The organism is Methylobacterium sp. (assembly GCF_028290105.1).
GTDB lineage: Bacteria > Pseudomonadota > Alphaproteobacteria > Rhizobiales > Beijerinckiaceae > Methylobacterium.
In genome coordinates this window covers 20,123-33,429 of the sequence record NZ_JAQGKL010000239.1, presented here as the reverse complement: position 1 = coordinate 33,429, position 13,307 = coordinate 20,123, and the positions used below count along the sequence as shown (strand labels likewise).

13 protein-coding genes and 1 pseudogene are annotated in these 13,307 nt (G+C 66.5%); 8 read left to right on the top strand and 6 right to left on the bottom strand.

Annotated features, from left to right (window positions below; all coding sequences use genetic code 11):
* Nucleotides 1-266 (top strand): molybdopterin-binding protein (locus JWQ05_RS17065; protein ID WP_299660810.1); only part of this gene is annotated, 266 nt, incomplete at its 5' end.
* Between the two features lie 49 nt (nucleotides 267-315).
* Here JWQ05_RS17065 and JWQ05_RS17060 read toward each other — a convergent pair.
* The 3 genes from JWQ05_RS17060 to JWQ05_RS17050 form a co-directional block, all read right to left on the bottom strand.
* Complete coding sequence (locus JWQ05_RS17060; protein ID WP_299660808.1) at nucleotides 316-1,437, bottom strand: nickel/cobalt efflux transporter; 1,122 nt, start codon at nucleotides 1,435-1,437, stop codon at nucleotides 316-318.
* Nucleotides 1,438-1,452: 15 nt separating this feature from the next.
* Nucleotides 1,453-1,731 carry a metal/formaldehyde-sensitive transcriptional repressor gene (locus tag JWQ05_RS17055; protein WP_299660805.1) on the bottom strand — a complete coding sequence of 93 codons (279 nt, stop codon included), beginning with the start codon at nucleotides 1,729-1,731 and terminating at the stop codon, nucleotides 1,453-1,455.
* Between the two features lie 408 nt (nucleotides 1,732-2,139).
* Nucleotides 2,140-2,661: a hypothetical protein gene (locus JWQ05_RS17050; RefSeq protein ID WP_299660803.1), complete on the bottom strand. Its 522-nt coding sequence runs from the start codon at nucleotides 2,659-2,661 to the stop codon at nucleotides 2,140-2,142.
* Nucleotides 2,662-2,829: 168 nt separating this feature from the next.
* On the opposite strand from JWQ05_RS17050, the gene JWQ05_RS17045 reads away from it, so the two are divergent.
* Nucleotides 2,830-3,954 (top strand): PA0069 family radical SAM protein, encoded by a 1,125-nt coding sequence (locus JWQ05_RS17045; protein ID WP_299660801.1) that lies wholly within the window; start codon nucleotides 2,830-2,832, stop codon nucleotides 3,952-3,954.
* Here the strand turns inward: JWQ05_RS17045 and JWQ05_RS17040 are convergent.
* The 3 genes and pseudogenes from JWQ05_RS17040 to JWQ05_RS17030 form a co-directional block, all read right to left on the bottom strand.
* The gene (locus tag JWQ05_RS17040) at nucleotides 3,920-4,549 is read right to left on the bottom strand and encodes a ribonuclease HII (RefSeq protein ID WP_299660799.1); all 630 of its coding nucleotides are present in this window, start codon (nucleotides 4,547-4,549) and stop codon (nucleotides 3,920-3,922) included. The two genes, JWQ05_RS17045 and JWQ05_RS17040, sit on opposite strands and share 35 nt — an antisense overlap.
* 62 nt (nucleotides 4,550-4,611) lie before the next feature.
* Nucleotides 4,612-5,691 carry a glycosyltransferase family 1 protein gene (locus JWQ05_RS17035; RefSeq protein ID WP_299660797.1) on the bottom strand — a complete coding sequence of 360 codons (1,080 nt, stop codon included), beginning with the start codon at nucleotides 5,689-5,691 and terminating at the stop codon, nucleotides 4,612-4,614.
* Nucleotides 5,688-6,509 (bottom strand): annotated as a pseudogene (locus JWQ05_RS17030) (UDP-2,3-diacylglucosamine diphosphatase). The gene JWQ05_RS17035 and the pseudogene JWQ05_RS17030 overlap by 4 nt, the downstream one beginning before the upstream one ends.
* A gap of 582 nt (nucleotides 6,510-7,091) precedes the next feature.
* On the opposite strand from JWQ05_RS17030, the gene JWQ05_RS17025 reads away from it, so the two are divergent.
* The 6 genes from JWQ05_RS17025 to sucD all read left to right on the top strand — a co-directional run bounded on the left by JWQ05_RS17025 (nucleotide 7,092) and on the right by sucD (nucleotide 13,266).
* Nucleotides 7,092-8,300: an aminotransferase class V-fold PLP-dependent enzyme gene (locus JWQ05_RS17025; RefSeq protein WP_299660794.1), complete on the top strand. Its 1,209-nt coding sequence runs from the start codon at nucleotides 7,092-7,094 to the stop codon at nucleotides 8,298-8,300.
* A gap of 83 nt (nucleotides 8,301-8,383) precedes the next feature.
* Entirely contained in the window at nucleotides 8,384-9,322 is a 939-nt protein-coding gene (locus tag JWQ05_RS17020; protein ID WP_299660791.1) for a D-2-hydroxyacid dehydrogenase, read from the top strand.
* Between the two features lie 115 nt (nucleotides 9,323-9,437).
* Nucleotides 9,438-10,298 carry an NADP-dependent methylenetetrahydromethanopterin/methylenetetrahydrofolate dehydrogenase gene (locus tag JWQ05_RS17015; protein WP_299660789.1) on the top strand — a complete coding sequence of 287 codons (861 nt, stop codon included), beginning with the start codon at nucleotides 9,438-9,440 and terminating at the stop codon, nucleotides 10,296-10,298.
* Between the two features lie 5 nt (nucleotides 10,299-10,303).
* A complete protein-coding gene (gene fchA / locus JWQ05_RS17010; protein ID WP_299660786.1) occupies nucleotides 10,304-10,945 on the top strand; it encodes a methenyltetrahydrofolate cyclohydrolase in 642 nt (213 codons plus the stop codon).
* A gap of 230 nt (nucleotides 10,946-11,175) precedes the next feature.
* On the top strand, nucleotides 11,176-12,354 hold the full coding sequence (locus JWQ05_RS17005) for a malate--CoA ligase subunit beta (RefSeq protein WP_299660783.1): 1,179 nt from the start codon (nucleotides 11,176-11,178) through the stop codon (nucleotides 12,352-12,354).
* Between the two features lie 18 nt (nucleotides 12,355-12,372).
* Nucleotides 12,373-13,266, top strand: coding sequence for a succinate--CoA ligase subunit alpha (sucD, locus tag JWQ05_RS17000; protein ID WP_299660780.1), 894 nt, complete (start codon nucleotides 12,373-12,375; stop codon nucleotides 13,264-13,266).
* Nucleotides 13,267-13,307: the final 41 nt, after the last annotated feature.

Sequence of the window (13,307 nt, the reverse complement as noted above, 5' to 3'; positions counted from 1 at the left end):
AGAAGCGCATGGACGGCTTCTCGGCGGTGTTCCACCGCATCTCCTACGACAAGATCGGCACCTCGACCCTGCAATCCCGCGCCACCGCCGGGGTCGCCAACGCCACCTACATCTTCGTCCTGCCCGGTTCCCCCGGCGCCTGCCGCGACGCCTGGGACGGCATCCTCGGCGCCCAACTCGACTATCGCCACCGCCCCTGCAACTTCGTCGAGATCATCCCGCGCCTCGACGAGCACCTGCGCCGGGGCGCGTCGATTTCGGTTTAGTTCCCGTACGTCTCGGTGGTCCCGCCGAATGGCGCACGTGCCAGATGGATCACCCATCGACCGTCGTACGAGGCTCGCCCACGGTTACGTGGTGGCCAGGGCCATGCTGCAGGCCCTGCCAACCGAGCCAACCGGTATAGAGTCCGATCAGGACGATCAGTGCCGCCGAGGCGTAGGGCGCGCGCCGGGCAAAGGCGCCGAATCCCGACCAGCGTCTGGCGACATGCTTGACGCTCAGCGCCGCCAGCACCCCCGCCGACACCATCGTCAGCGCCAATCCGATACTGAAACAGACCACCAGCACGAACCCGAGACTGATCTGTTTCAACTGGATGCACAGCAGCAGGACCGTGATGGCGGCCGGACACGGGATCAGGCCACCGGTCAGGCCGAACAGAACGATCTGGCCCGTGGTGACGCTGCGGCCCGAGAATCGGCGCTGGATGTCGTCGGCATGGGCACGCGCGTGGGCGTCGTCGGCGTCGCCGAGGTTCAGGTGCGCGTGGTCATGTTCCTCGAAAACCACTTCGTAGGTTTCCACTCCGCCGGATCCGTCTAGGCTGAGCCGTGCGGCGAAGGCGTGGGGCTCGGGAATTTGCTCCAGACTTTCGAGCAAGGACCCGTTCGACACGAAGCCGAAGGTCTGGCGCCGTCCATCCGCTCGCAGGGTTTCGATGGTCAGGGCCTGGGCATCCGGCAATGGGCCGTGCTCGCTGCGCACATGCCAGCGCGGCGGCACCCCGTCTTCGAACACCTCCAGCGTCAGCAGGCCCTCGCGGGTTTTGACTTCCTTCACGTCCGAGGCGTGATGGTGGTGCTCGTCAGGCTGCCCGCGCCATGTGCGCCAGAGCATCCAAAGCGCGATCCCGACGATCATGACGGCCGAGGCGATCTGGAAGTATGGCTCGCTGGCCTCGCCGGCATAGCGTTGTCCCAGATATTGCCCGCCGAGCGCGATGACCCACACGACGACGGTGTGCGAGAGCGTGGCGGCCAGTCCCAGCAGCACCGCCTGCATGACGGTGCCCCGGACCGCGATGATGAATGCCGCCATCATCGTCTTGGAATGGCCGGGCTCCAGGCCGTGGAGGGCACCCAGCAGGATCGCGCTCGGTATGAAGAGCCAGGCATGTGCCGTTCCCTGCGCGAGCAGTTCGGTGAATGGGGCCATGGGCGAGGGCGGTCCTTATTTCATGTAGGTGCGAACCACCTCGATCAGCTCGGCCGCTCCCCTGGCGCGATCGGAATCCGGATCGTTGTCCGGGTTCACGACGTGATGACGGATGTGATCTTCCATCAGTTCGGCCGTCAGTCCGTTGATGGCTCCGCGCATCGACGCGACCAGCATCAGCACGTCGGAACATCCGAGTTCGGCCTCCAAGGCGCGCTCGACGGCTTCCGCTTGCCCTTTCAACCGACGAACCCGCGCCAGCAGCTTCGACTTTTCCTTGATCGTGTGAGCCATGGGCGAACGGCTTTCGCTAGTGGGAAAAGGTATAGGGGGGTACCCTATTGTTTGTCCAGCGCCGATTGCCGGCGGGATCGTGGTGGTGCCTACCATGTGGGATCGTGGTGGCGCCTACCATGAAGAGGGACGATCCTTGCGTCTCCCCCTGCAAACCTAACAGACGGACCGGTCTGCGCCCTGGGCTCCAGCGGCGCGACTCGGAAGTTCCCGGCAGGCCGGATGGGAACGCTGTGCCGGCGCCAAATTGCCCTCGGAGAACGACGGTTCCGGATGGTGCAGGTGAGGAGGGCGCCTAGTGCGGGCAGGCCAGTTCGCAGGCGCGGACGCGGCACGTGAACCGAGTATTTCGACGGCCCTGGCGCGTCTCGCAACAAAAAAGACGCGGCCTGCGCTTGCTCCGAACAGTCAGGCGCGGTCCAGGCGTGCGCTCAGGCGGCGGACCTTCAGGCGGTGGGGAAATTTAGGGCCTGAGATCAGGCGGTCGCGGCGCACGAGGTCGCCCGGACGGGGAGTCTGCACGCCGATGACGGCCTCGCCGCGCGCGGCGATCCGGGCCGGAAGGCCGGTATGCGGGCGGCGCAGGCGGGCGAGTGCCACGTCCGGCCGTGCCGTGCCGATGAACCGGTCGAGGACGCGAATCCAGCCATCGACCGGGACATCGCCGGCCTCCAGGCAGAGGACCCAGTCCCGCCGGGCCGCCCGCGCGCCCGCCATCCAGGGCGAGGCGCCCCGGCCGCGCAGCACGACCTTGGCGCCGGTCGCCTCCGCCACCGTCTCGATCGCCGCATGGGCCACCGGCACGACGATCACCGCATCGCTGATCAGGCCCGCCGCGACGCCGGCCACCAGGGAGCCGAGCGTATCCGCGAGGTGATCGATCGCGTCGGGGTCGGTTGGCCGTGCCACGGAGATCAGTGCCGAAATCATGCGCGCGCATACCGCATTTTTGCGCCGCGCAAAGCGGTGTCGGCCGGGTGTGGGCCACCGAGTCCGAGCAAAATCATCCTCGAACCCGGGTTTGCCTGAAATATCCGCATCGACCTTCCCGCATGTTCTTCTAATGTTCTAATCAGCCGCCGGGAGATCCGACCAAGCATGCCTGCACCGCGAGACGAGGGTTCGGCGCATCGGCCGCCGGCTGTCCGACGATTGCCGGAGACGACGCTTCAGCCGGCCGAACGGCGCGGCCGGGGTGCGACCGCCAATCCCGGTGGCCGCTTCGAGCCGGCGGGGCGGGTGGCGTTCGACGACGGTTGGGACGGGGCCGAGGCGCTCGGGCCGCTGCGGACGGAGGTCCTGGCGGAACAGGCCCGCACCCTGATCACGCGCAACACCTCGCCGGACATCTCCTTCGACCGCTCGATCAATCCCTATCGTGGCTGCGAGCACGGCTGCGTCTACTGCTTCGCCCGACCCAACCACGCCTATGTCGGCCTGTCGCCGGGCCTCGATTTCGAGACGAAGCTGTTTCAGAAGGCCAACGCCGCCGCCCTGTTGGAGTGGGAACTGTCAGTGCCGGGCTACAGCCCGGCCACCATCGCGCTCGGGACCGCCTCCGACCCCTATCAGCCCATCGAGCGCGGCCACCGGCTCACCCGCGCCGTGCTGGAGGTGCTGGCGCGCTTCCGCCATCCCGTCGGGATCGTGACGAAGTCGAACCTCGTCACCCGCGACATCGACATCCTGGGCGACATGGCTCGGGACGGCCTCGTCAAGGTCGCGGTCTCGGTGACGACCCTCGACCCCGTCCTGGCGCGCCGGATGGAGCCACGCGCGCCCCATCCCGAGAAGCGCCTGGAGGCGATCCGGGCGCTCAGCGCCGCCGGCATCCCCGTGATGGTCATCGTGGCCCCGATCATCCCGTCCCTGAACGACCACGAGATCGAGACGATCCTCGGCCGGGCCCGCGAACTTGGCGCCGTCGAGGCCAACCACGTCCTCCTGCGGCTGCCGCTCGAACTCGACGCCCTCGTGAACGACTGGTTCGCGGAGCATTACCCCGGCCGCCGGCGACACGTCATGTCGCTCGTGCGCCAGGCGCGGGGCGGCAAGGCCTATGATTCCGCGTATCGCACCCGCATGACCGGAACCGGCGCCTATGCCGACCTGATCGTTCAACGCATGCGTCTGGCCCGCCGCCGCCTCGGCTATCCCGAGGAACGCCGGCGCCTGCGCACCGACCTGTTCAGGGTTCCGACCGACCAGCTGAGCCTGTTCTGAGATCGTAGCCCCGGGTGAAGCTCAGGCGATGGTGCGGGGAGCGTCCCCGCGCCGCGAGCCCGGCGAGGTGGATGCGCGTGCCGTAGCCGACATTGCTGGTCCAGCCGTAATCCGGGTAGCGGATCGCCAGCCGCCGCATCAGCCCGTCGCGCACCGTCTTGGCGACAATGGAGGCGGCGGCGATCTGCGGGACCAATCGGTCGCCGCCGATCACGGCCCGGCAGGGCAGGGCGATCCCCGGCACGGTATCGCGTCCGTCGACGAGGACGGGTGCATCATGCGACAGCGCGGCGACCGCGCGGCGCATCGCATCGAGGGTCGCGCCGCGCACATTGATGCAGTCCACGAGCGCGCGCGATGCAGCCGCCAGGCTCACCCGCGCATGCGCGCGGATCAGGGGGGTGAGGGTCTCGCGCTCGGCCGCCTTCAGACGCTTGCTGTCGTCGAGGCGCGCCAGCAGACCGGCGGGAAACGTCATCGGATCGAACCAGACCGCCGCCACCAGAACCGGACCGCAGAGCGCGCCCCGCCCGACCTCGTCGCAGCCGATCACCGCCGGATAGCTCGGGGCCAGACTCGGGTCGAAGGGCGGCATCGCGTTGCAGTCCGGGGCGGGGGTCGCCGTCCCTATGCCGAATCGCCGGACCGGTCTACGATTCAGCCGAGCTCGATCGCGGCCTGCGTCGCCTGAACGGAGCCACGGGCCCACACGGGCGCCGTTCCGTGTGCAACCGCGATGTTATCGTAGAACTGGCGCGCGCTTTCCGCCCAGGTGTAGCGCAGGGCCTCGGCCCGGCAGCGCTCGCGCGGGATGCTCAGCGCCGCCAGGGCCGCCGCTTGCAGGTCTCCGTCGAGGACACCGGCGCCCGTCGCACCGATGACGTCAAGGGGCCCCGTGACGGGAAAGGCCGCGACCGGGACGCCGCAGGCCAGGGCCTCAAGGAGTACGATCCCGAAGGTGTCCGTCAGGCTCGGAAACACGAAGACGTCGGCCGCCGCGTAGAGGGCGGCGAGTTCGGCACCCGTGCGCGTCCCGAGGAAACGCGCCCCAGGGTCGATCGCCGCAAGGCGGGCGCGGTCGGGCCCGTCGCCGACCACGACCTTGGTGCCTGGGAGTTCGAGACGAAGAAATGCGTCGAGGTTCTTCTCCACCGCCAGGCGCCCGACGGACAGGAAGAGCGGCCGGGCGAGTCCGGCGAGATCCGTAGGCTCCGGCACTTTGCCCGGCGTCGGACGGAACAGGTCGGTGTCGACGCCCCGCGTCCAGCGCATTAGGTTGATGAAGCCGCGGGCGCCGAGGTCCCGCTCCAGAGAGGGCGTCGAGACCATCGTGCCGTTCGAGGCGCCGTGGAAGCGGCGTAGCCAGGCGTAGCTCCAGGCCTCCGGGACGGGGGCGCGGGCGGAAAGATATTCGGGAAACCGCGTGTGATAGCTCGTCGTGAAGGGCCGGCCATGGGCGAGGCAGTAACGGCGGGTGGCGTAGCCGACCGTGCCTTCCGTGGAGATGTGGACGTGGGTCGGGCGCAGGTCGTCCCAGAGCCGGGCGACGTGGCGCGGTGTGGCGTAGGCCAGCCGGATCTCCGGGTAACCCGGCAGCGGCAGAGACGCGAAATCCCGGTGCGTCAGGAAGATGGGCTCGAAGCCGAAGGCGGGACCCGCCGCCGCCATGTTCTCGAGCGATCGGACGACGCCATTGACCTGAGGGTGCCAGGCATCGGTGGCGATGAGCAGCCTCACGCGACGGCCCGAGCCCCGTCTGGCCGCTGATGCTCGACCGGCTCGACCTGCGCGGCGCGGGCGCGCAGCAGGCTCGGATAGTGCAGCACCTCCATGGTGCCGTCGTAATGCTCGACGATGGCCGTGCAGGATTCCACCCAGTCGCCGGTGTTGAGGTAGGTCAGCCCGTCGATTTGGCGGTTGGCTGCGTGGTGGATGTGCCCGCAGATCACTCCGTCAGCGCCGGCGCGCCTGGCCTCAGCGCTGAGCAGTTCCTCGAATTTACCGATGAAGTTGACGGCGTTCTTGACCTTCAGCTTGGCCCAGGCGGAAAGCGACCAATAGGCGAGGCCCAGGCGCCGGCGCGCCGTGTTCACGTATGTGTTGATGAAGAGCGCGAACGTGTACGCGCCGTCACCGAGATACGCGAGCCATTTGGCGTGGCGTACCACCATGTCGAACTGGTCACCGTGGATGACGAGGTAGCGATTGCCGTCGGCCGCCACATGCATGCGCTGGTCGGCTATTTCGATGCCGCCGAAGGTCATGCCGATGTAGTCGCGCAGGAACTCGTCGTGGTTGCCCGGCACGTAGACCAGCGTCGAGCCTTTGCGCACCTTGCGCATGAGCTTCTGCACGACATCGTTGTGGCTCTGGGGCTAGTACCAGCCGGACTTCAACTGCCAGCCGTCGACGATGTCTCCAACGAGGTAGATTTCATCGGCATCGTAGTCGCGCAGGAATTCCAACAGGAGGTCGGCCTGGCAGCCCTTGGTTCCGAGATGCATGTCCGACAGGAACAATGTCCGGACGCGGGTCGTCTCGGTGTCTTCGCCCACGCTCGCCTCCGGGACAGCCTCCGTCGCCGAAGAGCCAAACCGAATTCCCGTATCAGTTTGATGACGCCAACTTCGCGATTCGGGTCGGTATCCCGCGCCGCGACGTAAGCCCTTCATCCACGAAAAAAATTTTGATTTGAGACCAAGTATTTCGGGTTTTCCTTTCGGGCGGAAGGCGGGCATAGTCCGGCGCAAGGTGCCCCACCGGGCAGCGTTCGAGGACGCATGGCCGGAGCCCGTCGAGGCGAACTAAGGGTGCCGTTCCCGGGGACGACGACGCTGAAACGGCCCAGCGGTGAGCGCAGTTCGAGCGCGCGACCCGGCCCATGGAGAAGAGGCTTGAGGTATTCGGTATCGCTCGTGGCAAAGGGTGCTGAAGGTCGATCTTCGGTGCCGTCGGACATCCGTCCGTCGAAACACTGAGCGCGAACGCGATCGTCCCACGTTTCATCGAACCCGCGACCGCGAGGGGCCTCCCGATCCATTCGGGTCGGCCCGCGCGATCCGTAAGAACCATCGACGCATCTGCGGCGCCGCACGAGACAGGTCTGCGGCAGCCCATCAAGAAACGGAGAACACATCATGGCGGCAACGCGACGTCCCGGCCGGAACCATCTGTTCGTCCCGGGCCCGACGAACATCCCGGATCGCGTGATGCGCGCGATGCTGGTGCAGTCCGAGGATCACCGGTCGGTGGACTTCCCCGCGCTGACCAAGCCGCTCTTCGAGGACACGAAGGCCGTCTACGGTTCGACCGACGGCACCATTTTCCTGTTCCCGGCTTCGGGCACCGGAATCTGGGAATCCGCCCTCACGAATACCCTGTCGCGCGGTGACAAGGTCCTGGCCTCGCGCTTCGGCCAGTTCAGCCACCTCTGGATCGACATGGCCCAGCGCCTCGGCCTCGAGGTCGTGGTTCAGGACGAGGAGTGGGGCACCGGCGCGAACCCGGAGCGGATCGGCGAGGCCCTGCGCGCCGACAAGAACCACGAAATCAAAGCCGTGATGGTCGTCCATAACGAGACGGCCACCGGCGTCACGAGCGATGTCGGCGCGGTGCGCAAGGCGATCGACGCCGCCGGTCACCCGGCCCTGCTGTTCGTGGACGGCGTCTCCTCCATTGGCTCGCTTCCGTTCAAGATGGACGAGTGGAAGGTGGATTGCGCCATCGCCGGTTCGCAGAAGGGCCTGATGCTCCCCGCCGGCCTCGGCGTGATCTGCGTCAGCGCGAAGGCGCTCAAGGCGGCCGACACCTCGTCGGGCCAGAACGACCGCCTCGCGCATGTCTACTTCGACTGGGCCGACCACCAGAAGCAGAACCCGGCCGGCTACTTCCCCTACACCCCGTCGCTGCCGCTGCTCTACGGCCTGCGCGAAGCGCTGGACTGCCTCAACGAGGAAGGCCTCGAGAACGTCTACCACCGGCATCACGTGCTCGGCGAGGCGACCCGCCAAGCCGTGGCCGCCTGGGGCCTGAAGACCTGCGCGAAGGAGCCGAAGTGGAACTCCGATACGGTGACGGCGATCCTGGTGCCCGAGGGCGTCGATGCCGCAGCGATCATCAAGCACGCCTACGTGCGCTACAACCTCGCCCTCGGCGCTGGATTGAGCAAGGTCGCCGGCAAGGTGTTCCGCATCGGCCACGTTGGTGACCTGAACGAGTTGTCGCTGCTGGGCGCCATCGCGGGCGCCGAGATGGCGATGCTCGACCATGGCGTGAAGGTCCAGCCCGGCTCCGGCGTCGCCGCCGCGTCGAGCTACCTGCGCGAGAACCCGCTCTCGAAGACCTGAGACCAAGCGCCGGGGCGGGCTTCCAGCCCCGGCGCCTTCTTTCGACCCTATCCGTGACCCGGCCGGATCGGCCAGAGGATTCCATGACGAAGAAGATCGTGTTCCTCGACCGCGAGTCCCTGGACGCCAAGGTCCGTGAGTTCAACTTTCCGCACGAATACGTCGAGTACGAGTCGACCTGGACGCCGGACGAGATCGTCGAGCGCCTGAAGGGCGCCGAGATCGCGCTGATCAACAAGGTCCCGATGCGGGCCGACACCCTGAAGCAGCTGCCCGACCTCAAGCTGATCGCGGTGGCCGCCACTGGCACCGACGTCGTCGACAAGGAGGCCGCCAAGGCCCAGGGCATCACGGTCGTGAACATTCGCGGCTACGCTTTCAACACCGTGCCCGAGCACGTGATCGGCCTGATGTTCGCGCTGCGCCGCGCTATCGTGCCCTATGCCAATTCGGTGCGGCGGGGCGATTGGGCGAAGTCGACCCAGTTCTGCTACTTCGACTACCCGATCCACGATATCGCCGGCTCGACGCTCGGAATCGTTGGCTACGGGGCACTCGGCAAGTCCATCGCCAAGCGTGCGGAAGCCCTCGGCATGACCGTGATCGCCTACGACGTGTTCCCGCAGGAGGGTCTGGTCGATTTCGAGACGATCCTGCGTGAATCCGACGTGATCACGTTGCACGCGCCGCTGACGCCCGAGACCCGCAACATGATCGGGCGCGCGGAACTCGCGAAGATGAAGAAGCACGCGCTCCTCATCAACACCGCGCGTGGCGGCCTCGTGGACGAGGAAGCCCTGGCCGAGGCTCTGAAGGCCGGCACGATTGGTGGCGCCGGCTTCGACGTGGTGATGACCGAGCCGCCGAAGAACGGCAACATCCTGTGCGAGCTCGACCTGCCCAACCTGATCGTGACCCCGCACGTGGCCTGGGCAAGCAAGGAGGCTATGCAGATCCTGGCCGACCAGCTCGTGGATAACGTCGAAGCCTTCGTCGCGGGCGAGCCAAAGAACGTTGTCTGACGACGCCGACCGCTTTGATCGGATACGGCAAGCCCGAGTCGCTTAGCAGCGCCGGACGGGACCAAGAACAAACGCAAACCGTGCTCAAGCGCGGACAGTCTAGGGATCAAGAAAAATGAAAAAGCTGCTGTTCCAATTCGACACCGATCCGGTCCCGAGCGTGTTCGACGTGGTCGTGGGCTACGACGGTGGCGCGGACCACATCACCGGCTACGGAAACGTGACCCCGGAGACTGTCGGCGCGCTCGTCGATGGCACGATTTACACGCGCGGCGGCTCCGAGAAGAAGTCGACGGCGATCTTCGTCGGCGGCGGCAGCATGGCGGCCGGCGAGGCGGTGTTCGAGGCGGTCAAGAAGCGCTTCTTCGGCCCCTTCCGCGTCTCTATCATGCTCGATTCCAACGGCTCGAACACCACCGCCGCCGCCGGCGTCGCCCTGGTGCAGAAGGCCGCCGGGACGCTTGAAGGCAAGAAGGCCGTGGTGCTGGCTGGTACCGGCCCGGTCGGCATGCGCTCCGCCGCGCTGCTGGCCCAGGAAGGCGCCGAGGTCATCCTCTGCGGCCGCTCGCTCGACAAGGCGCAGGCCGCCGCCGACCAGATCAACAAGCGCTTCAAGGTGAACATCAAGGCCGCCGAGACACCGGACGCCGCCTCGCGGGCGAGCATCGTCAAGGGCCAGAACCTGGTGTTCTCGGCCGGCGCGATAGGACTCGAGCTGCTGCCGGAAGACGCCTGGAAGGACGAGGCCAGCATCGAGTTCGTGGCCGATTACAACGCCCAGCCGCCCCTCGGCTTCGGCGGCATCGAGGCCATGGACAAGGGCAAGGATCGCCACGGCAAGAAGGTGTTCGGGGCGCTGGGTATCGGCGGGCTGAAGCTCAAGCTCCACCGCGCCTGCGTCGGCCAGCTCTTCGACAACACGGAGCAGGTGCTCGACGCCGAGGCGATCTACGCCCTCGCCAAGAAGATGGCCTGACCGCCATGGCCGCCAAGGAAAATCCCCCCAACGAGACCATTCAGACCTTCCTCGACGGTCTGGCGAGCGCGGCCCCCACCCCCGGCGGGGGCGGTGCCGCCGCCATATCCGGTGCCATGGGTGCCGCGCTCCTGAGCATGGTGTGCAACCTCACCATCGGAAAGAAGAAGTACGTCGAGGTCGAGGGTGAGCTGAAGGAGATCCTCGGACAATCCGAGGCCCTGCGCGCCGAACTCACCGGCATGATCGCCGACGACGTCGAGGCCTTCGATGCGGTGATGGGCGCCTACGGGCTCCCCAAGACCACGGACGAGGAGAAGGCCGCCCGGGCCGAGAAGATCCAGGCCGCCCTTAAGATCGCCACCGATGTGCCGCTCGCCTGCTGCCGCGCCTGCCGCAAGGTCATCGACCTCTCGCAGATCGTGGCGGACAAGGGCAACCTCAACGTCATCTCCGATGCCGGCGTGGCGGTGCTCTCCGCCCATGCGGGTCTCCGGAGCGCGGCGCTCAACGTCTACGTCAACGCCAAGGGCCTGGACGATCGTGCTTTCGCCGATGAGCGCCTTCGCGAACTCGAAACCCTCCTGGGCTCGGCCGGGCCACTGAACGAGTCGATCTACGAGGTCGTGAAGGCAAAGGTGAATTGAGGCTTCGCTCCGGGCTCAACCGTGACGCTCGGAGACAATGCTTACGCGTCGGGTTATCAAGAATTGCTTCCGACGCCATCGGAGCAGTTCTTGTGAGAAATGAATACAGTTCGTCTGTCTTCAAGGCAGAGTGAAGGTCAATCTAAAAAAATATAAATGGCAGAGGACTTTCCGTGAAGTGAAATTTACGAGACAGTCGCGCCAAGGAAGAAACGCCGAGGAGAACGCTCATGGACGTGCACGAGTACCAGGCCAAGGAGCTGCTTGCCGGTTTCGGTGTGGCCGTTCCGAAGGGCGCCGTCGCCTTCAGCGCCGATCAGGCCGTCTATGCGGCGACCGAGCTCGGCGGCTCGTTCTGGGCCGTGAAGGCGCAGATCCATGCGGGCGCTCGCGGGAAGGCCGGCGGCATCAAGCTCTGCCGCACCTACAACGAGGTCCGTGACGCGGCCAAGGATCTTCTGGGCAAGCGTCTCGTCACGCTCCAGACGGGACCCGAGGGCAAGCCCGTCCAGCGCGTCTATGTCGAGACCGCAGATCCCTTCGAGCGCGAGCTCTATCTCGGCTACGTCCTCGACCGGAAGGCCGAGCGCGTCCGCGTCATCGCCTCGCAGCGCGGTGGCATGGACATCGAAGAGATCGCCGCCAACGAACCCGAAGCTCTGATCCAAGTCGTCGTCGAGCCCGCCGTCGGCCTGCAGCAATTCCAGGCGCGCGAGATCGCGTTCCAGCTCGGCCTGAACATCAAGCAGGTCTCGGCCGCCGTGAAGACGATCATGAACGCCTATCGGGCGTTCCGCGATTGCGACGGCACCATGCTGGAGATCAACCCCCTCGTCGTCACCAAGGACGACCGGGTGCTGGCGCTCGATGCGAAGATGTCCTTCGACGACAACGCCATGTTCCGCAGGCGCAACATCGCCGATATGCACGATCCGTCGCAGGGCGATCCCCGCGAGGCCCAGGCCGCCGAGCACAACCTCTCCTATATCGGTCTCGAAGGTGAGATCGGCTGCATCGTCAACGGTGCCGGCTTGGCCATGGCCACCATGGATATGATCAAGCACGCGGGCGGCGAGCCGGCCAACTTCCTCGACGTCGGTGGTGGCGCCTCGCCGGACCGGGTCGCCACAGCTTTCCGGTTGGTTCTCTCCGACCGCAACGTGAAGGCGATCCTCGTCAACATCTTCGCCGGCATCAACCGGTGCGACTGGGTCGCTCAAGGCGTCATCCAGGCGGCACGCGAAGTGAAGATCGACGTTCCGCTGATCGTTCGGCTGGCCGGCACGAATGTCGAGGCGGGCCAGAAGATCCTGGCCGAGAGTGGCCTCGACCTGATCACCGCCAACAGCCTGTCCGACGCCGCCGCCAAGGCCGTCGAGGCCTGCGCCGCCGCCAAGCGCGCCAACTAGATTAGGGGAGGATACGTCATGAGCATTCTGATCGACGAGAAGACCCCGATCATCATCCAGGGCATCACGGGCGACAAGGGCACCTTCCACGCCAAGGAAATGATGGCGTACGGTACCAACGTCGTCGGCGGCGTCACCCCCGGCAAGGGCGGCAAGACTCATCTCGGCGTGCCGGTGTTCAACACCGTCAAGGAGGCCGTGGAGGCGACCGGCGCCACCACCTCCATCACCTTCGTGGCTCCGCCCTTCGCGGCCGATGCCATCATGGAAGGAGCCGATGCCGGCCTCGCGCTGATCTGCTCGATCACCGACGGCATCCCGGCCCAGGACATGATGCGGGTGAAGCGGTATCTGCGCCGCTACCCCAAGGACAAGCGCACCATGGTGGTGGGCCCGAACTGCGCCGGCATCATCTCGCCCGGCAAGGCGATGCTCGGCATCATGCCTGGCCACATCTACCTCAAGGGCAATGTCGGGGTGATCTCGCGTTCGGGGACGCTCGGCTACGAGGCCGCCGCGCAGATGATGGAAGAAGGTATCGGCATCACCACCTCGGTCGGCATTGGTGGCGATCCCATTAACGGCTCGTCGTTCCTCGATCACCTCGCCCTGTTCGAGCAGGACCCGGAGACGAAGGCCGTCTTGATGATCGGTGAGATCGGCGGGCCGCAGGAGGCCGAGGCTTCCGCCTGGATCAAGGAGAACATGTCGAAGCCCGTCATCGGGTTTGTCGCCGGCCTCACCGCCCCGAAGGGCCGCCGCATGGGCCACGCCGGCGCCATCATCTCCGCCACCGGCGATTCGGCCGCCGAAAAAGCGGAGATCATGCGCTCCTACGGCCTGACCGTCGCCCCGAGCCCCGGTGAGTTCGGTTCGACCGTGGCGCAGGTGATGCGCAAGCTGGCGGCATGACGTGATCTACCCTCCCCCCTGTTGGGGGGAGGGGAATTGCG

What these genes read in the sequence shown, in the direction of transcription:
- JWQ05_RS17060 (WP_299660808.1), bottom strand. Translation starts at nt 1,437, where the DNA reads ATGGCCCCATTCACCGAACTGCTCGCGCAGGGAACGGCACATGCCTGG.
- JWQ05_RS17040 (WP_299660799.1), bottom strand. Translation starts at nt 4,549, where the DNA reads ATGCCGCCCTTCGACCCGAGTCTGGCCCCGAGCTATCCGGCGGTGATC.
- fchA (WP_299660786.1), top strand. Translation starts at nt 10,304, where the DNA reads ATGGCCGCCAAGGAAAATCCCCCCAACGAGACCATTCAGACCTTCCTC.
- JWQ05_RS17045 (WP_299660801.1), top strand. Translation starts at nt 2,830, where the DNA reads ATGCCTGCACCGCGAGACGAGGGTTCGGCGCATCGGCCGCCGGCTGTC.
- sucD (WP_299660780.1), top strand. Translation starts at nt 12,373, where the DNA reads ATGAGCATTCTGATCGACGAGAAGACCCCGATCATCATCCAGGGCATC.
- JWQ05_RS17005 (WP_299660783.1), top strand. Translation starts at nt 11,176, where the DNA reads ATGGACGTGCACGAGTACCAGGCCAAGGAGCTGCTTGCCGGTTTCGGT.
- JWQ05_RS17015 (WP_299660789.1), top strand. Translation starts at nt 9,438, where the DNA reads ATGAAAAAGCTGCTGTTCCAATTCGACACCGATCCGGTCCCGAGCGTG.
- JWQ05_RS17020 (WP_299660791.1), top strand. Translation starts at nt 8,384, where the DNA reads ATGACGAAGAAGATCGTGTTCCTCGACCGCGAGTCCCTGGACGCCAAG.
- JWQ05_RS17025 (WP_299660794.1), top strand. Translation starts at nt 7,092, where the DNA reads ATGGCGGCAACGCGACGTCCCGGCCGGAACCATCTGTTCGTCCCGGGC.
- JWQ05_RS17050 (WP_299660803.1), bottom strand. Translation starts at nt 2,661, where the DNA reads ATGATTTCGGCACTGATCTCCGTGGCACGGCCAACCGACCCCGACGCG.
- JWQ05_RS17055 (WP_299660805.1), bottom strand. Translation starts at nt 1,731, where the DNA reads ATGGCTCACACGATCAAGGAAAAGTCGAAGCTGCTGGCGCGGGTTCGT.